Raw genomic sequence first — 20,957 nt, forward strand, 5'->3', positions numbered from 1 at the left:
TCATTCCTGGCTGCGGTTTTTTATTTTTTTGGAAAACCTACTTAGTAAAGCTGTTATACCTGCTGATCATACTATCGAGTGCACTGTCGAGGCTTTCGAGCTGGCTGTCCGTCATCTGGCCTTTTTCTTTGGCATCGCGCATAATTCTTTTGGCAGTGATGAGGAAGTCGTGGAAGCTGTCGTAGAAGCTCTTATAATAGCCTTCTTTGCTTTCTTTCGCAGCATTGGCCATATCGAGCCCGGCATGTGCAGCCTGGTTTTTTTCCAGGGCATCATAGGCTGCCTGTGCTTTGTCGCTGATTTTTGTAAAGTCCGCACCGTTTTCTCCAAGCAGGTTAATGTAATCACGCACTGCCTGCATATCACCTTTCATGGCCAGTACATAATCTTTTAAAGGGCTGTCTTTCAGGATGATGGCTTCACTGGCGTCTGCTACTTCGCTCACTCTTTTCATCAGGATGGTTTTCTGTTCGAAGAACACCTGGGCGCCGCTGCGGATAGAATCTGCCAGTGCAAGGCCTTTTGCGCCTTTATCGTCTTTATAGTCCTGTGCTCTCAGGTAATCATCCAGCTGGGTGTAAGTGGTTTTTAATTTGTCGAATGAGCCTTTAAAACTGGCTACTTTTTCTTTGAAGAACTGTTGATCTTCCTTATTTAAGGCATCTACCGGTTCTTCCACTTTCACCTTTCCATGACTGATCATGCCGATCATTACGGGTTTGATAATAGTGCTGAGAAACGTAGGATTGCCTTTCCCTGATAACATTTCGGTAACGCGGTCGGCATTGTTTACCAGGCGCTCTACATAATCGGAGTTTTTGTTCGACAGGTCTACGATCAGGTTGGTGTACTCAATCACGTCATTTGCTGATGATGCGGATTTATCCGCGTAAGCACTGTTACCGTCTTTTTTGCCGGTTTCATTACATGACACAAAAGTGGTGAGCAGGGAGGCTCCCAGGGCAAAATACAGTACGGATCTTTTCATGATAAAGATTTTTTCGGATTAAAACAATGGCACAACGGTGTGCCGGGGCTTTTTACGTGGGCAAAGATATTTTTTCAGGCACATAAAACAAAAGAAAAGTAGGGTAACAAACTACTCTTATGAGTATATGCTGTCATTTTTATAACCGGTAATTTTATCGTGGTAAATAGGCGGCATGTTTTCAGATCTCTCGATTATAGGTGGAATACTTTGCTGCTGGCTGTTTCTGGCGTTGCATGTGCCTGCGGAGGCACAGCGAATATCCTTGAATAACCCTTCGCTGGAAGGCCGTACCGGGAAAGGCCTTATCCCGGCTCACTGGCTGGTGGCAGATGGTACGCCGGATACGCAGCCGGGCGTTTTTGAGATCCTGCTGGCTCCTTCAGCAGGTAACAGTTATATAGGTATGCACAGCGGGAAGGGTTTCCTGGAGGGGATTGCACAGCAATTACCGGTTCCGCTTAGGCAGGATAGCGCCTATATATTGAGCATGGATCTGGCCTATACTCTTTATTATTTGTACCCGGCCTGTTATGGCAACATGGCCATTTTCGGAGGTAATGCGCCTGGTGATACTGCGGAACTGTTATGGATGTCGGGGAATTTTACCCATGAAAACTGGCGGCGGTACCATGCAGTGCTCAGGCCACATCATAACTATGCTTATATTTCCTGTTGGGCGTATCCAACTTCTCCCTGTAACAAAAGCATGTATGGTATTGCCCTGCTGATGGACAACCTTTCTGCTATTGATCCGCTCATACCACCGGTGATACAGGCCAGCGTGAAGCCCTGCAGTTGTGGCGATGTGGCCGACGGACGGATCATGCTGCATGTATCGGGGGGAGCGCCCCCATACAGGTATCGCCTGGACAACGGGCAATGGCAAACGGACAGCGTTTTCCCGGGGCTTGCAGCGGGTATGCATATGGCGGAAATTGCAGACGCGCATGATTACAGCGCCGGTGATAATATTAAAGTTGAATCTCCCTGGAAAAACTGTATGGTGGTAATGCCCGGCGCATTCAGTCCTAACGGCGACGGGCAAAACGATTTGTTCCGGCCAAAGGTATACGATGCCATACATGACTACCGGTTACGGGTATACGACAGATGGGGGGGACTGGTCTTTTCAGCTGAGGCACCTGAAGCAGGATGGGATGGAAATTATAAAGGAATGCCGGCAGGAGTGCAGGCTTATGTATATATATGTACCTATACCGACAGCCGGGGCGGGCAGCATATGCTTAAAGGAACAGTAACGCTGATCCGTTAATAATTAAAGGTAACTATGAAAAGAGAACCGGTAGTATCGCTGTTTACCGTAATATGCCCGTTGTTGGCTGCTACATAGGATTTTACAATGGCAAGCCCGAGGCCGGTGCCTTCTTTACTGCGTGCATTTGCGGCGCGGAAGTAAGGTGTGAATAAAAAACGTATATCCGCTTCCGGTATACCGATACCATTGTCTTTTACTTTGATGCATAGGTTATTTTTCCGGTAATGTATGCTAAGCAACGGATTGCCGGAAGAATATTTAAAAGCATTGCCAATGAGATTGGTAAGAATGCCAGCGAGGTGGCTCCTGTCGATAAGTATAGTGCGGGGGCGCCCGTATATCCTGATACGAAGCTGCCGCTGGTCGGTACGGCGACTGAAATATTGTTGCCGGATCATGGTAGCAAATACGGGCAGATCTGTTTCTTCCGGTTGGGCTACCTGGTTGCCGGCCACCATGCTGCCGGTAGCAAGTATATCGTCTACCATGTTGCTCAGGATGCCTATTTCTTCCTTAATCCGGGATAGGTTACGCTCGTAAAACGGTAGCATTAACTCGTCCCGCTGCATTTTCGTTTCCAGTAATTCTATGGAAGATGAGATGGCGGTGATCGGTGTTTTAAATTCATGCGTAGCCATTGCTATAAGGTCCGATCGCATTTCGGGTAACGATCTCTGGTCTTCTGCATGCCTGTTGATATCGTTCAGCATACTTTTATTTTGGTTGATTCTGAATAAGGTTCCTATTTCGAAGAATATCGGGTTAGCGGACAAATACTGGTTATGCACACAATATACGAAACTTATCTATATTTTTAAAAAAGTATGATTTGGTATTATTTAATTAACATGTGCTCATTATTTATCTACATATAATATTTTATAATTTGATTGATAAAAACCTTATATTTTATTATTCATTGTTTATTAACGTGAAATACATTAATAATAATTAATACTATTTAGCTATCGTTTTTACAGTTATATTTACTGTCAGATTATCTTAATAAACCATATCATTTCGAACCATACCCCTTTTTTGCCATGATCAACCTTGGAATCATAGAAGACAACCATTTTCTGCTAAGTAATTACCGTGAGTTCCTGGAAGATTTCCAGGAATGTAAGGTGATGTTTGCCTGTAAATCAATAGAGGAATTTATGGCCTTGCCCATTACTTATCCAGATGTGAAAGTAATCCTGCTTGATATTACCCTGCCGGGAATATCCGGTATTGAAGGGCTCCGCGAAGTAAAGCGGCTATACCCTGATACAAAGGTGATCGTATTGTCGGGCCACGAAGAGCAGCAATACATTATTGAAGCCATAAAGAACGGCGCCAGCGGTTATGTTATTAAATCCAGCCGCCTCAGTGATATTTATCAGTCGGTGATGGATACCGTGCAAAGCGGCGCTTCTTTATCACCACGGGCTGCACATTTACTCATTACTCATATTAATAAAGATCCGCTGGAAAGTATCAAAGACAAACTTACCCGCAGGGAATATGAATTGGTGGCTCTTCTGAAAGAAGGTTACTCATATAAGGAAATGGCAGCCAAGTTGTTTGTAACCGTGTTTACAGTAAACCAACATCTGAAAAAAGTGTATTTTAAACTAAACGTTTCAACCAAAGCTGAATTAATCTCAAAAATTCTTTCAAATAATTTATTCACCACCCTCTTTTTTATCTTACTTCAAGCAATTAGTTCAGATTTTAATTTATTTGATATGTTCATGGCTGTGGATGCTAACTTACTTTGATAAGTAAGGACATCATGCCGATCATCCTCATTTGTACTGTGTTGAGTAATTGAATGCCACCTGCTTCTGAAGTAATATTGTATTGCGGTGAACGGACAGTGTAAGTGATGATGTTAAATGCCATACGATGATATTGAAAACCTGCTTAACCTGGATGGGATTGGGATTGCTATGCTTAAGTTGTTTGTTTACTTCGTGCGTGTCAACCAAAAATGCTGTTTATTTCAATGATGTGAGAGATACGGTGCTATTACCATCAGATAGCAGTTTGGACCCCCGTATCCAGAAGAACGATATACTACAGATCAATGTAAGCAGTCTGAACCCGGAGGATGTGATCATCTATAATGTATCCAATATGACCTCCGCTTCCGGTGCAGGTGGCGCAAATGCAGGAGCCGGCGCTATGCTGGGAGGTTTCCTGGTAGACGAACAGGGATATATACAGTACCCGATACTGGGCGCTGTTAAAGTAACCGGCCTTACTAAGAAAGCACTCACTGTATACCTGCATGATCAGCTCGTTGAACGAAAACTCCTGGTAGACCCGGTGGTGAGCATAAGGTTTCTTAACTATCGCGTAACTATACTGGGGGAGGTGAATAAACCGACCGTAGTAAATGTAACCAATGAAAAAATATCAGTGCTGGAAGCATTGGGAATGGCGGGTGATATAACAGTGTTTGGTAAACGCAATAATATCCTGTTGATCCGGGAGATAGACGGGCAGCGGATTATACGGCGCATCGATCTGAACGACAAGCGTGTCCTGAATTCTCCCTATTACTTTCTGCAACCAAATGATATCCTGTATGTGGAGCCCAATAAATCAAAAGTAGCGACGGCTGACCGTTCCCGGCAGATACTGCCTATTATTCTCAGCAGTCTCTCTTTACTCGTTATTATCCTCGACCGGTTAGTTATTAATAATTAGGCTATGCAAAAAGTTAACGGACATAAAATCCAGCACGCGGAAACTCCCCAGAGTTTGCTTACTATTATCCGCTCGCGCTATCTGCCTTACTGGCCTTTTTTTGCAGGAGCGGTAGTAATAGCATTGGCAGTTGCTTTTCTTTATATCCGTTATGCTACTCCTTTATATAAAATTTCCGGCGTGCTCCTGGTACAGGAAGCTACGAATGGTCTTGCTGCCAGTGATATGTTGCAATCGCTTGATCTTATGGGTGGCAACAAAACGGTAATGGAGAATGAGATTGAAATACTAAAATCACGTACCCTTACAAAAGAAGTAATAAGGAATCTTAATCTTTATGGAGAAGTAATAGAAAAAGGAAAGATCAGAGATGTGGTTCTTTATAAAGACAGTCCGCTGAAATTCATTTTCCTGGAACCGGAAGCAATACAGCTGGCATTTACCGGCAACTGGCCTTTTACATACGATCCTGTGCAAAAACGTGTAGCCATTGACGGTAAGAAATATCCGCTGAATGATACCATACAAACGCGCTGGGGAAAGATGTTTATCAAAGCGCAGGGCAAACATGCAGATACAACCGCCGGTTATGTACTGCATATCATGAATGAAAAAACGTGGATGCAGATCATTCTCGCTACCATGAAAATTATGCCTGCCGCAAAAGCCGGCAGTGTAGTGGATCTTGAATATACTGATGCCGCACCGGAACGTGGAGAAGATATTGTGAATGAACTGATCCGTGTGTATAGCCAGGCAGCTGTGGAAGATAAGAACAGGACCTCCGCCAATACCATGCGGTTTGTGGAAGAGCGCCTGCGCATTGTCAGTGCAGAGCTGGGGCAGGCGGAAACAGAAGTGGAACATTTCAAAACCGCGCAGGGTATTGTTGATATCAGTGAGCAAAGTAAAATATTCCTTGCCGGCGTACAGGAAAATGACCGCAAGATCAGCGAAGCCAATATGCAGCTATCTGTACTGGATGCCATTGAAAAATACGTTACCAGCCAAAACCCTGGTGGTAATATTGTTCCGGGTACATTGGGTTTATCTGATCCTGTGTTACTGGAGCTGGTAAGCAGGCTTTCTGAAACGGAGCTGCAACTGGAAAGGCTGCGTAAAACCACCGGTGAAAACAGCCCGTTGCTGGCAAGTTTAACCCGGCAGGTAGATCGCCTGAAACCCGCTATTATGGAGAATATCGGGAGCCTCCGCACTAATCTTCAGGCCGGCCTGGCCCGCCTCCAGGCAGAGAACAGCCGCAATATGGGTATTATCCGCAGCGTGCCAGGAAAAGAAAAAGCATTGCTGGAGGTAAGCAGGCAGCAGGTGATCAAAAATAATATCTACACCTTCCTGCTGGAGAAAAGAGAAGAAACCGCACTGGCATATGCAGCGGCAGTATCAGATAGCCGTGTGGTGGATGCCGCGGAGGCGGCAGCATATGCTTTTAGTCCGCAGAAACCAATGGTGGTCGGCATCTCTGTACTGCTGGCACTGACACTGGTGGCAGGATGCGTGTCGGTGAAGGATATGATGAACCGTGAAGTAATGTTCCGTGCAGATATTGAGAAAGTAACAACCGCGCCTATTGCATCAGAGATCATGTACCACGACGGCAAAGAAGCGATAGTAATGTCCAACAACAGCAGAACGGCTGTGGCAGAACAGTTCAGGGCATTGAGAACGTCGTTGTCTTACATAGGGTTGAACGGCGACCGGAAAACATTACTGATCACGTCTTCCATATCAGGCGAGGGAAAAAGCTTTATATCCGTTAACCTGGCCATGAGCTTATCGCTTGCAAAAAAGAAAGTAGTATTGCTGGAGTTTGACCTGAGAAAGCCAATGGTCAGTAAAATGCTGAACATGCGTGCAGACCCCGGCATTAGCAACTACCTTGTTGGAAAGGCAACCCTGCAGCAGATACTGCAGCCAGTGGGAGACAATGAGTATCTCTATCTCCTGTCCGCTGGTATAATGCCGCCCAATCCCAGCGAGCTTATTCTCAATGGTGAGCTGGAGCGGTTGCTGAATGAACTGAAAGAACGTTTTGATTATATCATCATTGACTCGGCCCCTGTAGGGCTGGTAACCGATGCCCGCCTGATATCGCCCTATTGTGATGCCACCTTGTATGTAGTGCGCCATCAGCGTACCCCGAAGAATTACCTTAAACTGATCGAGGAGTTATACCAGAATAAAGAACTGGGAAAGCTGAACATTGTGTTTAACGGTATCAAACGTCAGGGAGTAGCAGGATATGGCTATGGGTCCGGATATGGAGATATTAACGGATACGGATACACGGAAGTAACAAAGAAACCAGGATTATTCAGACGCAGCGTAAAATAACAACGCTGTAATCACTCAAAATAACCAAAGGGCAATACATTGCCTGTACCTGCCTTTATAAATTCTGCACAAAACTATCCGATCACCTTAAAACCGGCTACTATGTTTAATGAACAGCCTCCGGTCTGGTATGCGGTATATACCCGGCCCAAATGCGAAAAAAAAGTGGCAGACCTTTTCACCCGAAAAAAGGTGGAGCACTACGTTCCTGCTACACCAGTGGTACGTGCCCGTAAGATCATCCAGGAACCTCTTTTCCCATCCTACGTATTTGTGCATATTCCTGAAAGCAGGAGCTGGGTGGTAAAGGAAACAGACAACGTGATCAATTTTGTTTACTGGCTGGGGCAACCGGCAGTGATACCGGATCACGAAATAGCCCTGATCCGTCATTTTATCCGGGATTATGAAGACGTGTCTGTGGAGAAGTTTCCCATACAGGCGAAAGAAGAACAGCAACAACGTACGGCCACTTCAGCCAAAATACTGCAGATCAGCCGCAATCGTGTAAAGGTGGAACTGAGCACCCTGGGCTGCATGCTGGTAGCAACGGTGCCATCCAGGGAAATGACCGTGATCACAGGACATAAAACCGTTAACGGACATCATTACTGACCATAAACCAATCATTCCATGATGCAGCATATTCTCCTTTGCGGTGGCTCCGGCACACGGTTATGGCCATTGTCTAACCAGCAAACGCCCAAGCAGTTACTTACCCTGTTTGATGGCTATAGTCTTTTACAGCTGGCCTTCCGGCGGAACCGTTTTGCCTGTGGTAAAGTAATGGCAATTGTTAATGAGCAACAATCTGCCATTGTGCAGGAACAACTGGAACAGGCCGGCGCAGCTGCCCCGGTATGCCTGGCAGAACCTGTAGGCCGTAACACCGCCGCAGCGATTGCCCTGGCAGCCTTCACCACGACGCCGGAAACCATATTGCTGATCACACCTGCAGATCACCTTATTGGTACGCCAGACAGATATGCCATGGCTATTGAAACGGCCGGCCTGCTGGCTGCAGGTAATCATATTGTTACCATTGGCCTGGTACCTACGCGTCCTGATACCGGTTTCGGCTACATCAATTATTCCGGCCACGATGTACTTCGTTTCGTGGAAAAACCCGATCGCACGGTAGCGGAAGCTATGCTGGCGGCCGGCGGGTTCCTCTGGAACAGCGGCATCTTCTGTTGTAAGGCAGGCATTATGCTGCAGGAACTGCAAAAGCATGCACCGGCCATTTATGAAGCTGCTGCCATTGCAGCGGAAGAATGGAAGCAGACCGGTGTGCTGTCGAGGGAAAGCATGGAAGCCATACCGGCTGACAGCATCGACTATGCTGTACTGGAGAAAAGCGATATCGTAAAAGTAGTGCCCAGTAAAATGGACTGGAGCGATGTAGGCAGCTATGAAGCGCTGGCAGACGCCCTCTCACACCATTACCAGTACAGGAACCACCAGGCAGTATTTATTCAAAGCGATCCGCGCAAAAGCATAGTGATCGGGAAAGACAAACTGGTAGCCCTGGTAGGTGTGGAGAACATGGTGGTGGTGAACACGGAAAGCGCACTGCTCATCATGCAGAAAGGCAGTGGTCAGGATATTAAACAACTGCATCAATGGGTAAGGGAAAACCGCCCGGAATTGCTTTAAACATAAACACAATCAATCAATACGTATGGAGGCAAACGATCTTATATATGTAGCCGGCCACCGCGGAATGGTAGGAAGTGCTATTAAAAGAAGACTGGAAACACTAGGTTACCAGCACATTATTACCCGCTCATCCGGTAGCCTGGATTTAAGGAATGCCGCTGCGGTAGACGAGTTTTTTGCAAAGGAAAAACCGGCGTATGTATTCCTGGCCGCCGCCAAAGTAGGTGGTATCCATGCCAATAATACCTATCGCGCAGAGTTCCTCTACGACAACCTCATGATTGCCGCCAATGTGATCCATGCAGCATGGAAACATAATGTTACCAAGCTGCAGTTCCTCGGGAGTTCCTGCATTTATCCCCGTATGGCCCCGCAGCCTATTAAGGAAAGCTTCCTGCTAACAGGTTTGCTGGAGCAAACCAATGAGCCTTATGCCATCGCTAAGATCGCAGGCATTAAGTTATGCGAAGCTTACCGCGATCAGTATGGTTGCAACTTTATCAGCGTAATGCCTACCAATCTGTTTGGTATCGGCGATAATTATCACCCGGAGAATGCACATGTGCTTCCGGCCCTGATCCGCCGCTTTCATGAAGCCAAAGTAAACCAGAAGCCTTCCGTAACCGTATGGGGAACGGGAACGCCTAAACGGGAATTTCTTTTTGCAGATGACCTGGCAGATGCCTGTGTATATCTCATGCAGCATTACAACGACAAAGAACCGGTGAACATAGGGAAGGGAGAAGATATCACTATCAGGCAACTGGCAGAATACATCCGGGAAGTGGTATGCTACGAAGGAGACATCATTTTTGACGACACAAAACCCGATGGCACGCCCCGTAAGCTCATGGATGTATCGAAGCTGCACCGCCTGGGGTGGAAGCACAGCATCAGTCTGAAAGAGGGGCTGGTAATGGCTTACCGCGACTTCCTGCAGCAGGATCAGTTCAAATTACAATCTTAAAAACCAGTGGTATGAAAGTAGTCATTGTAGGAACAGGATATGTAGGATTGGTTACCGGTGCATGCCTGGCCGAAGTGGGAACCAGTGTTACCTGCGTGGATGTGGATGCAGGAAAGATAGCAAGGCTTCAGCAAGGGGTATTGCCTATCTACGAACCAGGCTTGCCTGAAATGGTGATGCGCAATCAGGCCGCCGGCCGTCTTGCATTCACTACTTCACTGGCCAGTGCATTGCCCGGTGCAGAAGTGGTATTCATCGCGGTGGGAACACCACCGGGAGAAGATGGCAGCGCTGATCTGAAATACGTATTGCAGGTAGCACGTGAAGTAGGACAGCACATGGAGCATTACCTGCTGCTGGTCACAAAAAGCACGGTGCCGGTGGGTACTGCTGCCCGTGTGAACCGCGCGGTAAAGGAAAGTCTTTCCGCCCGCGGAATGTTTATCGAATACGACGTAGCTTCTAACCCTGAATTCCTGAAGGAAGGTGCAGCCGTTAATGATTTCCTGAAACCGGATCGTATAGTCGCCGGCGTAAGCACCACTCATGCCCGTGAAGTATTGGAGCAGCTATACCGCCCTTTCGTATTAAACGGGCACCCGCTGTTGTTTATGGATATTGCTTCCGCAGAGATGACCAAATATGCCGCCAACGCCATGCTGGCCACGCGGATCTCCTATATGAATGATATCGCCAATGTATGCACACTGGTAGGAGCAGATGTGAACCAGGTGCGCAAAGGCATTGGCAGCGATCCCCGTATAGGAAAACATTTCCTGTATCCGGGTATTGGTTACGGAGGCTCCTGTTTTCCTAAAGATGTAAAAGCCCTGATCCAGACCGGCCGCGAATATGGCTACCAGCTTCGAATCCTGGAAGCAGTGGAAGCAGTAAATGAAGACCAGAAAAAGATATTATCAGATAAAGTGCTCCGTCATTTCGATGGGGATATCAGGGGCCGCACATTTGCCGTATGGGGGTTGTCGTTTAAGCCCAATACCGACGATATGCGGGAAGCGCCATCCCTGGTGCTGATCAACAGCCTGCTGGATGCCGGCGCACAGGTTCGTGTATACGATCCCGTTGCCATGGAGGAAGCGTTGCCGCTGCTGGGCAACAGCGTCACATTTGCAAAGGATATGTATGCCGCCGCGGAAGGTGCTGATGCCGTACTACTGGTAACGGAATGGAATGCCTTCCGGATGCCCGACTGGCCGCGCCTGCGCAGCTTACTGCAAACACCTTTACTGTTCGATGGCAGGAATATCTATGATGATGTACAACTGGTAAAACACGGGTTCACCTATTATGGTATCGGTAATAATGCCGCTGCCGCAGTAAATGCACTCATGCAATAACTATTTCTTTATCACTAAAATAATAATCGTATGAAAGTAGCCCTGATAACAGGTATTACCGGCCAGGATGGCGCTTATCTGGCAGAACTGCTGCTGGGAAAAGGATATATGGTACATGGCGTAAAACGGCGCGCCTCACTGATCAATACAGAAAGAATTGATCATCTCTACCAGGATATGCACAGCGAGAATGTACGTTTCCGCTTGCATTATGGCGATATGACCGACAGTACCAACCTCATACGCATTATACAGGAAACCCAACCCGACGAAATATACAACCTGGCGGCCATGAGCCATGTGCGCGTGAGCTTCGATACGCCGGAATACACCGCCAATGCAGATGGCATCGGTACCCTGCGACTCCTGGAAGCCCTGCGTATCCTGAAAATGGAAAAGAAAACACGCATCTATCAGGCCAGTACCTCTGAGTTGTATGGGCTGGTACAGGAAGTACCGCAACGCGAAACCACGCCATTTTATCCCCGCAGCCCTTATGCCGTTGCTAAATTATATGCCTACTGGATCACTGTAAACTACCGCGAGGCATATGGTATGTATGCCTGCAACGGGATCCTCTTTAACCATGAGAGCCCCCTGCGTGGCGAAACTTTCGTGACCCGCAAGATCACCAGGGGAGCGGCTGCTATTGCCCTGGGGCTACAGGATAAGCTGTATCTGGGTAACCTGGATGCACAACGCGACTGGGGCCATGCGAAAGACTATGTGGAGGCAATGTGGCGTATCCTGCAGCAGGAAACACCGGACGATTATGTAATTGCCACCGGCATCACCACCACCGTAAGGGAATTTGTGCGCATGGCCTTTGCAGAACTGGGTATTGAGATCACTTTCTCCGGTAGCGGTGTGGAAGAAATTGGTACAGTAACGGCCTGTACAAATGAAGTATATGCGTTGCCGTTAGGAAAGGAAGTAGTGGCCATTGATCCACGTTATTTCCGGCCTACAGAAGTAGAGCTGCTTATAGGCGACCCCACCAAGTCCAAAACAGTGCTGGGATGGGAACCCGCTTACGACCTGGCTGCACTGGTAAAGGAAATGATGGCCGGCGATGTGGCATTGTTTGCAAAAAAAGAAGTTACACAACTGGAACATTTAATCGGATAATATAAGCAACATGCAGGTAGCAAACAGGGTGATACTGAATACAGGCGCGCTTTACGGACGGATGCTGATCACCGTTTTTATTTCCCTGTACGCCACCAGGCTGGTACTTAATCTCCTGGGCGCGGCAGACTATGGATTGTTTAACCTGATCAGCGGGGTCATTGCCATGTTATCTTTCCTGAACATGGCAATGACTATCAGCACGCAACGGTATATGTCGTTTCACCTGGGCACAAGGGATACGCATAAACTGAGACTGGTGTTTAATTCGAGCGTATTGCTGCATTTCGTATTAGGACTGGCCCTGGTGCTGTTGTTTGAAGTAATGGGGAGTTACCTTTTTGATCATGTGCTCAACTACCCGGCATCCCGCACCGTGGCAGCCAAGCTCATTTTCCAGTTCATGGTGGTCAGCGCTTTCTTTACCATCATTTCCGTGCCTTATGATGCTACGCTGATAGCACAGGAGAACATGGTAATGGTGGCTATACTGGGTATTGTAGAATCTGTAGGCAAGTTGCTGATTGCGCTCAGCCTGCAATATACTTCTTACGACCGGCTGATTGTGTATGGAGGACTGATGGCACTGCTTACTATATTACTGCTCGTATTCAAACAGGTATACTGTGCAGTGAAATATGAAGAAAGCCGTATCCGGATACGGAAGTATTTCGATCGCAACCTGCTGAAAGAAATGTTTGCTTATGCAGGATGGAATATGTTTGGCGCGGGCAGTTTTGTAGCGCGTAACCAGGGGCTTGCCCTTTTGCTGAATATTTTCTTTGGCACTATTGTAAATGCCGCTTATGGCATCGCTAACCAGGTAAATGCACAGCTCAGCTACTTTTCTGTTACCATGCTGCGGGCGTTGAACCCGCAGATCATTAAAAGTGAAGGCAGTGGCGATCGCCCGCGTATGTTGCGCCTGGCCATGATTGCCAGTAAGTTTTCCTTCTACCTGCTGAGTTTTTTTGCTATCCCCATGATGATAGAAATGCCTTTTGTATTGCAATGCTGGTTAAAACAAGTACCTGCTTTTACGGTAATGATGTGCCGCCTTGTCATCATCGCTACATTGATCAACCAGTTATCATCGGGCATACAGGTGGCGGTGCAGTCGGTGGGCAAAATAAGGAAGTACCAGGTGATAGTGAGCACTATGGTGCTGTTCAATATACCCATTGCCTGGCTGCTGCTGAAAGCAGGGTACCCCGCATCATCAGTGCTTATCAGTGCTATCATAATAGAAGTAGTGAGTGGTGTTTACCGTATGGTGGCTGCAAAGAATATCACGGGTTTGTCGCCGGCCGTATTTACACGGCAGGTGGTCATTAAGGCAATTGTGCCGGTACTGCTGGCAGCCGGACTGTCCTGTATTCCACAGCTATTCATGGCGGAAGGGTTTGTAAGGCTGGGCATAACAACATTGGTAAGTATTATAAGTATTGTGTTCCTCATCCGGCTTATCGGGCTTACAACAGATGAAACGGCAAAAGTGGAACAATTGCTTAACAGGATTTTTACAAAACTACAGGCGGGACTGGTGGTATTAAAAGCGAATTAACATATGAACATTCTTTTCTTCACAGACATATCTCCCTTTCCGCAAAACGGGGGAGAAAGGATCAGGAGCTATTACCTGATCAAAGCTTTATCGCAGCTGGGCTATGAGGTGATTGCCGTGGTGAGGAACGTGGAGAAGGTAGACTTACAGAAATACCATCTCCCAAATGTTACTTTTTATACCTATGAAACAAAACCATTCGATCTGCTCACCCGCATCACCGGTAAGCAATATTTTCAACGCTCTGCCACAGTGATGAACATTTTTGAAGAAGTGTGCCGGGAATATCCATTGGCAGCTGCAATATTGGACTATGGCTATGTTGGACATTATATTTCCTATTTCCGGCAAAAGCAGATCCCGGTTATTTTAGGCACTCACAATGCACAACCAATGATCACCTGGCAGCTACCTTCCAAGGGCCTGGTAGATAAGCTGCGTAAGTGGCAGCTGTTCAGTATGGAAAAGCTGCATGAGCGCATGTACTTTAATAAAGCGGCTGCAGTGCTGGTAGTTAGTGATGATGATAATGCCTATCATACACGCTTCCTGCCAAAGCAGAAAGTTTTTACCATTCCTAACTTCCTTGATGAGAAGGACTATCACTTCTCCGGGAAAAAGCAGCAACGGGTGCTGGTAATGACGGCTAACTTCGGCGTATATATGAATTTTGCCGGTCTGAAATGGTTCATCGAGAATGTATGGGACGACGAATTGGCAAGTAAGTACGACCTGTGGCTGGTTGGCAGGGGATCAAAAGAAGCGCTGAAACAGATTACCGGTAAAGAAGAGTATCGCAATATTGTAGCCTTTGGAAAAGTTGATGATGTGAAATGGTATATTTCTGTGGCGAGCGCGGTGATCATTCCGCTGGTACATGGCAGCGGCACACGCCTCAAATGCCTGGAAGCCATGGCTCTCAGCACGCCCATTATCAGTACCCGCAAAGGGGTGGAGGGAGTGAAAAGCCATCACTTTATTGTATCTGATGAACCACAGGCGTTTAAGCAATCTTTACTCCGGTTTGATCCCGAAACAGATAAAGGCGCCCGGCTACGGGAGGATTTTTTACAGGAATATAGCATGGATGTAAACCGGCAACGGTTACAGCAAATTGTTCATTACGCCGTGCGCGGTAAAATGCCCGCCTATGTTTAACCGGATCAAAATAGCGCTGTATACATTGCTGAGTGGCGTAAATGTAGCCATGGTAGGCCAGTTGAAGCTCAATGAGATCATGGTGCTGCTATCTGCTCCCTTTGTATTTGACCTGCGGGATTTTAAAGCTTATCCCATGTTCCGCAAGATCATTTTTGCACTGGTAGCGCTGTTTGTATGCCAGGCGGTTACTGATCTGTTTGTAGTGCATAGTTCTTCCGAGAATTTTATGCGGGGATGGGCAGCCATTGTAATGTCTATACTTTCTTTTATTTTTCTGTTTAAAACTTTGGAAGATGATAAAGCGATCTTCTTTTTCCTTTGCCTGACCCTTATTAAGAATATTATCTGGACTGATGAGAATGCAGACACGGATATGTCGTACTTCAAATTTAAGATGGTGCCCATCCTTTCATATGCAGTGTACATCTGTTCATTCCTGTTATACAGGAGAGGGCAATGGAAAGCCGTACTGGCGTTACTGTTAGGATACAGCCTTTTGTGCTTTGCGCGGGATTCCCGTTCTACAGGCATGGTCTTTTTCATTGGCGCTATCATTATCTATTGCTTTAACAGTGGTATGTACCTTACCCGCGACAGGCTCCTGGTGTTTGGTATTGCAGGCGCTGTCCTTTTCCAGTTTGCTTATGTATGTTATGTAAATGCCGTCATGAATCATGAGATTGGCGGAGACCATGCTTCTGAACAAATAGACCGGCTCGATAACCCCTATAACCCACTGGCGTTGCTAATGACAGGAAGAGGCGAAACATTCGCAGCCCTGGCCGCCATCAGTGATGAACCGTTATTTGGCCACGGTTCCTGGGCAAAAGATGATAACCTGAAGTATTACCGTATCCTGTTACTATACCAGAATGAAGAGATGAATGAGCAGCTGGCTACTTCAACAGATCACCTGATCCCCAGTCACTCTATCCTGCTGGGCGCCTGGGTAAACTGTGGGGTGGGCGGGTTTGCAGCGGTGCTTATGGTGTTTATACTCCTGTTGAGAATGGGCTTTTACATGATCCGTAATGCCGCCGATACTGCCTTATACCCGGTGCTGGTATTGATGACGATCGGTGTAATATGGACCTTTCTCTTTTCACCTATCCAGCAGCTAAGATTTAATATACCTGCGATTGGTGCAATATTGCTGCGTGCGTATTATGATTTTAAGGAAGAAGTGGATACAGAAGAAATTACACTCCAAACCATGGAAACAACCGGTATGCTATCTCCCGGAGGAAAAATATAAACGGTAAAAACATCAGCTATGAAAATATGCTTCATCACACTAGGGGATATTAAGTTCATTGCCACTATGAAACGGGCCATAGGCATGGCCGGGCCGCTCATGGCGCTGGGTTGGGAAGTGTCCATCATTGCGCAGGACAGTGAAGAGAACCGCAAGCGTATAGCCATGGAGTGCAGTGAAGCGGTGAAGGTATACTACTATCAGCCAGGCACTGCATCAGAAGAGGTACGCGTTAAAACAGAGCTGGTAAACCAGGTGGCGCCGGACTATGTGTTGTTTTGTTCCTTCAGTTTCCGCAATCGTATCTCCAAAAGTAAACTCACAGTAAAGCCTAAAATACTTATAGAACATTCTGAATTGCCTTCAGGTATTCCTGATAACAAGGGGATGCGTAAACTGGCCATGCTGGCGCTGGAGTATTGGTCGGTGTTATATGCAGATGGATTGCTGTGTGCCAGCAGGTATCTCTGTAACACCTATACGAAAAGGGCTGCGCAATTGTTCCGTAAGCAATTGCCGGTGTTATACTCTCCCTATGCATTTAATAACGAGGTGATCGAATCTCCCCGGATCCGCCTGCAGGACATACAGGACACTTATCATGGTAAAACAATCCTGATTTACATGGGAACGCTCACCCGTAACTATGGCCTGTTCACCATGTTGCAGGCAATGGAAATGGTAAGTAAGGAGAGAAAGGATGTGGTGTTGCTGTTGCTGGGTCAGGGACGTCATATGGCAGATGCAAAAGCTTATGTAAAAGAGAAACGGCTGGAGGCACAGGTAGAGTTCCAGGGCTATGCGCCGGAAGAAGAGCTGAGCTCCTGGTTTACAGCCGCTGATGCCTTTATTTCCCCGTTGAATGATACCGTGCAGGATTGGGCCCGTTGCCCCAGCAAAATTTATATGTACCTGCCATTTGAGAAACCAGTGTTCACCTGCGCTATCGGGGAGCCGCTGGAGATATTTGGTGAGCAGGGATATTATTTCAATAACAACGCACCGGCATCGCTGGCAGTATTGATCAGCAAGCTGGCCAATGGAAGACTGGAGCCGGGAACAGTGAACAGTGAAGCTCACAGCTGGGAACGACGGGCCATTGATTTTACAACATGGATTAACAGTAATGATGCAGTAAAACTATTACGTATTGCTAACCTGTAAATGACAACAACGTGAACTATGTTTATTACAAGGATCCAAAAGGAAATTTCGGTGATGACCTGAACGGATGGCTGTGGCCCAAACTTTTTGGAGAAGGAAGCAGTAGCGACCCGGAAGTGTTCCTGGGTATTGGCTCTATCCTGTTCGACGGATCCCCGTTATTCAGGGATATACCGGATAAAAGCAAAATTGTGTTTGGTACGGGTGTACGGCCTTCTTATCAAACGTTTAGCCTTAACAGCAGCTGGGATATCCGTTTCCTCCGTGGACCGCTGTCTGCGTATGCTTTTAACAACCAGTTCCCCTATATCGCAGATGCCGCTTATGCTATCCGCCAGCTGCCGGAGTTCGACAAGTTCATGAGGGTGACGAAGAAACATAAGGTGAGCGTGATCCCTTACTTTAAATCAGTGCCCTTTTTCGACTGGGAAGCACTCTGTAAAAAACTGGGCTTTAACTATATCTCACCGAGGTCTGAAAAAGGGGTGGAGTATACGCTGCAGGAAATTGCCGCATCGGAATATGTGATTGCGGAAGCCATGCACGGCGCTATCCTGGCTGATGCGCTGCGGGTTCCCTGGCACCGTTTCATTTTGTCTACGCCATATACGGAAGGCAGCGGCGTGGCTGAATTCAAATGGATGGACTGGCAGGCGGGTATCCAGCTGTATAACATCAATGCCACACAAGTGAAACTTTACCGTAAAAGTTTTCTTCATCAAAAAATTAAAAGCCTTTCCGGTAACCGCATCAGTGCTGAGTTTATGGCCAGGGATATCGTGAGAACCGAGCTCCTGAAAATGTTGCAGGGCGTTACAGGTTTTTATTTATCTGAAGATGATGTCATCAGGCGGATTGATAATAAAATTCATGATCAGGCTTTTTTACTGAGAAAGGAAAAGTGCCTGGGTAAATCATCTTTCATCACAACACATTAATATATGCAGCAGGAATTTATTTTATCAGCAGGAACAGGGCATTTCTTTTTTGGTTTTCATGACCTGGTAGCCTGGAATGCCGCAGGTGATAAATTGCTTGCATTGCAAACACCCGATATCACCGTTCCCCCGGATCCCCGTATTCCCTGCGGAGTTGGCTATTTTGATGCAGCCCAACAGTTCCGGAAAATGGGGGATACCTATGCCTACAATTATCCGCAGGGCGCCCGCCAGCAATGGATAGGCGATACGGATACCTTTATCGTGAACGACCGTGTAGATGAGGTATGGGGCTCACGGATCTATGATGCGAATGCAGGTAAATGTGTAAGCGTATTGCATCAGCCGGCTCATGTGATCACGGATGATGGGATTGCCTTCGGCATCGACTATGCGCGGTTGTACCGCGTAGGTGGATACGGATATACCGGTCTTCCTGATAAGTATGCACATATGCACGTGCCAGATACTTCCGGTATTGTAAAACACAACGTATACACAGGTGAACAAACCTTGCTGCTGTCTATCGCTGCTGCAGCCAACTATAAAATGAATCCTGCATTGGGGCAACATCATTATATCACACATCTTTTGTTGAATCCTTCTCAGCAACGGCTTGCATTTCTGCATCGCTATAAGTTGAAGGACGGAGGAGAAACTACCCGGCTCATGACCATAGGAATAGATGGCAGCGATCTGAAATGTTTGGCTACAGGATTTCTTAGCCATTTCGACTGGAAAGATGATTCGCATATTGCCATCTGGGGCAGAACCGGTAGTAACATTGAAAAATTGCGTGGGTCGCTCCTGTATAAAATGATGCCTTCGGGACTAATTGCCGGTGGGAAGAAAGTGCTGAAGAAATTGTTATATACCCGGGAGAAAGGTGCAAAAGCAGTAGCGCCCTTTAACTGGTTGTTACTGGAAGATGTGGATAACGTGGCGCCGGCTATGCTGGCAAAAGATATTATTACGGAAGACGGGCATCCGATGTTTTGCCCCGCAAACCGCGACTGGATGATCTGTGATACTTATCCCAACCAGCAGGGAATACGCACATTGTTTCTTTTCCAGTTCAGTACACAGCAGAAAATTGACCTGGGCACTTACCGAATGATCGATGATAAACCAGACCTGCAACAGTCGCATCCTTTATTGGCCGGTGTGGAAGAGGCTGTGTTAAAAGCTTTCTCCCTGGAGCAGATGGCCTTTACACGCAGTGGCCTGCACTGTGATCTGCATCCGCGCTGGAAACGGGATGGCAATGTAGTGGCGTTCGACTCCATCCATGAAGGCCGGCGCATGATTTACGGTTATGATGTGAGCAGTATTATTCATGCACATAAAAATGTATTGGTATGATTGCCATTCTGCAACCATTGGTGCCACATTACCGCGAGCATTTTTTTAACCGGCTCCATGAGCAGGCGCCTTTCGATCTGTACTGCTACGATCAGGCGGATGCCATTAAACAACAAAATCTTTCAGCGGGTAATACCGTGGTGAAGCAATTGCCTTCTTTTAACGTAGGCCCGTTTGTGTTATATAACCCGCTGCGTTTTTTCAGGAAGGATTATAAGATACTGGTGCTGATGCTCAACTTCGCGCATCTTTCCACCTGGATGATCCTGCTGTTGAAGCCCCTGCTGAGGCAGAAAATCATCCTCTGGGGCCATGGCATATCTGTGAAGCGGTATGTACAGGAAGAACAGCGCCCTAGTCGCCTGTTGAAATGGATGATCCGACTGGCAGATGCCACCTGGTTTTATACGCCGAAGGAAATGGCCCTGTGGCAACAGGAAATGCCCGGTTTAAAAGCAGTGGCCCTGAATAATACTATTTCAGAAGTAGAGAAGATTATACAACGGGAAGTGCCCGATAAGGCGGCGCTTCGTGAAAAGTATAAGATCCGTTCCAAACGTGTGTTGATCTATTGTGCAAGGTTTAACGAAACCGGCCGCCGTATAGACCTGCTGGAAAAACTGGTGCAGGAAACCGATCCCGAACAGTATGGCTTTATCATAATCGGTGCCGGTAAATATAAACCCGACTTCAGTGGTTATCCACATGTGCATGATTTCGGGGCTGTGTATGACGCAACTATCAAACAGGAATTATTTGGTATCGCCGATCTGTATTTCCAGCCCGGATGGGTGGGCTTGTCGGTTGTGGAAGCAATGGCTTACGGCAAGCCGGTATGTACATTTAAGCGGAGTGAAGAAGTGTTGCAATGTGTGGAGTACAGTTATATCCGGGATGGTTACAACGGGCTGATCTTCGACAATATGGAAGAGTGTTTGTATACGCTGGACCAGTTGTCGGATGAGGAGATCAGCAGGCTTGGACAACATGCGAAACAATTTGTAGGAGCGCATCTTACCATGACCGCTATGGTGGATAATGCTTTTCACTCTTTGGATGCAATGAATAAATAAAGCTCGTTT

General features: G+C 47.0%; 18 protein-coding genes. 16 read left to right on the top strand and 2 right to left on the bottom strand.

Annotated elements, in window-relative coordinates:
* Nucleotides 1–37 precede the first annotated feature (37 nt).
* On the bottom strand, nt 38–988 hold the full coding sequence (locus tag FN124_RS19475) for a DUF6845 domain-containing protein (protein WP_142686422.1): 951 nt from the start codon (nt 986–988) through the stop codon (nt 38–40).
* A 175-nt stretch (nt 989–1,163) separates the two neighbouring features.
* On the opposite strand from FN124_RS19475, the gene FN124_RS19480 reads away from it, so the two are divergent.
* A complete protein-coding gene (locus FN124_RS19480) occupies nt 1,164–2,264 on the top strand; it encodes a T9SS type B sorting domain-containing protein (RefSeq protein ID WP_142686423.1) in 1,101 nt (366 codons plus the stop codon).
* Here the strand turns inward: FN124_RS19480 and FN124_RS19485 are convergent.
* On the bottom strand, nt 2,261–2,977 hold the full coding sequence (locus FN124_RS19485; RefSeq protein ID WP_142686424.1) for a sensor histidine kinase: 717 nt from the start codon (nt 2,975–2,977) through the stop codon (nt 2,261–2,263). The two genes, FN124_RS19480 and FN124_RS19485, sit on opposite strands and share 4 nt — an antisense overlap.
* A 333-nt stretch (nt 2,978–3,310) precedes the next feature.
* Between FN124_RS19485 and FN124_RS19490 the strand changes: the two genes are divergently transcribed.
* From FN124_RS19490 to FN124_RS19560, 15 genes are all read left to right on the top strand, one after another.
* A complete protein-coding gene (locus FN124_RS19490; RefSeq protein ID WP_142686425.1) occupies nt 3,311–4,030 on the top strand; it encodes a response regulator transcription factor in 720 nt (239 codons plus the stop codon).
* 199 nt (nt 4,031–4,229) lie between these two features.
* Nucleotides 4,230–4,964, top strand: a complete 735-nt coding sequence (locus tag FN124_RS19495) for a polysaccharide biosynthesis/export family protein (protein WP_260607519.1) — start codon at nt 4,230–4,232, stop codon at nt 4,962–4,964.
* Between the two features lie 3 nt (nt 4,965–4,967).
* Nucleotides 4,968–7,319, top strand: a complete 2,352-nt coding sequence (locus FN124_RS19500; RefSeq protein WP_142686427.1) for a GumC family protein — start codon at nt 4,968–4,970, stop codon at nt 7,317–7,319.
* Between the two features lie 102 nt (nt 7,320–7,421).
* A complete protein-coding gene (locus FN124_RS19505; protein ID WP_142686428.1) occupies nt 7,422–7,934 on the top strand; it encodes a transcription termination/antitermination NusG family protein in 513 nt (170 codons plus the stop codon).
* An 18-nt stretch (nt 7,935–7,952) separates the two neighbouring features.
* Nucleotides 7,953–8,975: a mannose-1-phosphate guanylyltransferase gene (locus FN124_RS19510; RefSeq protein WP_142686429.1), complete on the top strand. Its 1,023-nt coding sequence runs from the start codon at nt 7,953–7,955 to the stop codon at nt 8,973–8,975.
* A 25-nt stretch (nt 8,976–9,000) separates the two neighbouring features.
* Nucleotides 9,001–9,945, top strand: a complete 945-nt coding sequence (gene fcl, locus FN124_RS19515; protein ID WP_142686430.1) for a GDP-L-fucose synthase — start codon at nt 9,001–9,003, stop codon at nt 9,943–9,945.
* 11 nt (nt 9,946–9,956) lie between these two features.
* Complete coding sequence (locus FN124_RS19520) at nt 9,957–11,303, top strand: UDP-glucose dehydrogenase family protein (RefSeq protein ID WP_142686431.1); 1,347 nt, start codon at nt 9,957–9,959, stop codon at nt 11,301–11,303.
* Nucleotides 11,304–11,333: 30 nt separating this feature from the next.
* Nucleotides 11,334–12,431, top strand: coding sequence for a GDP-mannose 4,6-dehydratase (gene gmd, locus FN124_RS19525; protein ID WP_142686432.1), 1,098 nt, complete (start codon nt 11,334–11,336; stop codon nt 12,429–12,431).
* Nucleotides 12,432–12,441: 10 nt separating this feature from the next.
* A complete protein-coding gene (locus FN124_RS19530) occupies nt 12,442–13,995 on the top strand; it encodes a lipopolysaccharide biosynthesis protein (protein ID WP_142686433.1) in 1,554 nt (517 codons plus the stop codon).
* Nucleotides 13,996–13,998: 3 nt separating this feature from the next.
* Nucleotides 13,999–15,153: a glycosyltransferase family 4 protein gene (locus FN124_RS19535; protein ID WP_142686434.1), complete on the top strand. Its 1,155-nt coding sequence runs from the start codon at nt 13,999–14,001 to the stop codon at nt 15,151–15,153.
* Nucleotides 15,146–16,411, top strand: coding sequence for an O-antigen ligase family protein (locus FN124_RS19540; protein ID WP_142686435.1), 1,266 nt, complete (start codon nt 15,146–15,148; stop codon nt 16,409–16,411). The genes FN124_RS19535 and FN124_RS19540 overlap by 8 nt, the downstream gene beginning before the upstream one ends.
* Before the next feature lie 18 nt (nt 16,412–16,429).
* Nucleotides 16,430–17,575, top strand: a complete 1,146-nt coding sequence (locus FN124_RS19545; RefSeq protein WP_142686436.1) for a glycosyltransferase family 4 protein — start codon at nt 16,430–16,432, stop codon at nt 17,573–17,575.
* A gap of 11 nt (nt 17,576–17,586) precedes the next feature.
* Nucleotides 17,587–18,513 carry a polysaccharide pyruvyl transferase family protein gene (locus FN124_RS19550; RefSeq protein WP_142686437.1) on the top strand — a complete coding sequence of 309 codons (927 nt, stop codon included), beginning with the start codon at nt 17,587–17,589 and terminating at the stop codon, nt 18,511–18,513.
* A 3-nt stretch (nt 18,514–18,516) separates the two neighbouring features.
* Entirely contained in the window at nt 18,517–19,875 is a 1,359-nt protein-coding gene (locus FN124_RS19555) for a hypothetical protein (protein ID WP_142686438.1), read from the top strand.
* Nucleotides 19,872–20,948 carry a glycosyltransferase gene (locus FN124_RS19560; RefSeq protein WP_142686439.1) on the top strand — a complete coding sequence of 359 codons (1,077 nt, stop codon included), beginning with the start codon at nt 19,872–19,874 and terminating at the stop codon, nt 20,946–20,948. The genes FN124_RS19555 and FN124_RS19560 overlap by 4 nt, the downstream gene beginning before the upstream one ends.
* Nucleotides 20,949–20,957: the final 9 nt, after the last annotated feature.

This window comes from Chitinophaga polysaccharea (genome assembly GCF_902150045.1).
In the GTDB taxonomy this organism is placed as follows: domain Bacteria; phylum Bacteroidota; class Bacteroidia; order Chitinophagales; family Chitinophagaceae; genus Chitinophaga; species Chitinophaga polysaccharea_A.

Coding starts and splice junctions, on each gene's coding strand:
- FN124_RS19475 (WP_142686422.1), bottom strand. CDS start 988: ATGAAAAGATCCGTACTGTATTTTGCCCTGGGAGCCTCCCTGCTCACC.
- FN124_RS19480 (WP_142686423.1), top strand. CDS start 1,164: ATGTTTTCAGATCTCTCGATTATAGGTGGAATACTTTGCTGCTGGCTG.
- FN124_RS19485 (WP_142686424.1), bottom strand. CDS start 2,977: ATGCTGAACGATATCAACAGGCATGCAGAAGACCAGAGATCGTTACCC.
- FN124_RS19490 (WP_142686425.1), top strand. CDS start 3,311: ATGATCAACCTTGGAATCATAGAAGACAACCATTTTCTGCTAAGTAAT.
- FN124_RS19500 (WP_142686427.1), top strand. CDS start 4,968: ATGCAAAAAGTTAACGGACATAAAATCCAGCACGCGGAAACTCCCCAG.
- FN124_RS19505 (WP_142686428.1), top strand. CDS start 7,422: ATGTTTAATGAACAGCCTCCGGTCTGGTATGCGGTATATACCCGGCCC.
- FN124_RS19510 (WP_142686429.1), top strand. CDS start 7,953: ATGATGCAGCATATTCTCCTTTGCGGTGGCTCCGGCACACGGTTATGG.
- fcl (WP_142686430.1), top strand. CDS start 9,001: ATGGAGGCAAACGATCTTATATATGTAGCCGGCCACCGCGGAATGGTA.
- FN124_RS19520 (WP_142686431.1), top strand. CDS start 9,957: ATGAAAGTAGTCATTGTAGGAACAGGATATGTAGGATTGGTTACCGGT.
- gmd (WP_142686432.1), top strand. CDS start 11,334: ATGAAAGTAGCCCTGATAACAGGTATTACCGGCCAGGATGGCGCTTAT.
- FN124_RS19530 (WP_142686433.1), top strand. CDS start 12,442: ATGCAGGTAGCAAACAGGGTGATACTGAATACAGGCGCGCTTTACGGA.
- FN124_RS19535 (WP_142686434.1), top strand. CDS start 13,999: ATGAACATTCTTTTCTTCACAGACATATCTCCCTTTCCGCAAAACGGG.
- FN124_RS19540 (WP_142686435.1), top strand. CDS start 15,146: ATGTTTAACCGGATCAAAATAGCGCTGTATACATTGCTGAGTGGCGTA.
- FN124_RS19545 (WP_142686436.1), top strand. CDS start 16,430: ATGAAAATATGCTTCATCACACTAGGGGATATTAAGTTCATTGCCACT.
- FN124_RS19555 (WP_142686438.1), top strand. CDS start 18,517: ATGCAGCAGGAATTTATTTTATCAGCAGGAACAGGGCATTTCTTTTTT.
- FN124_RS19560 (WP_142686439.1), top strand. CDS start 19,872: ATGATTGCCATTCTGCAACCATTGGTGCCACATTACCGCGAGCATTTT.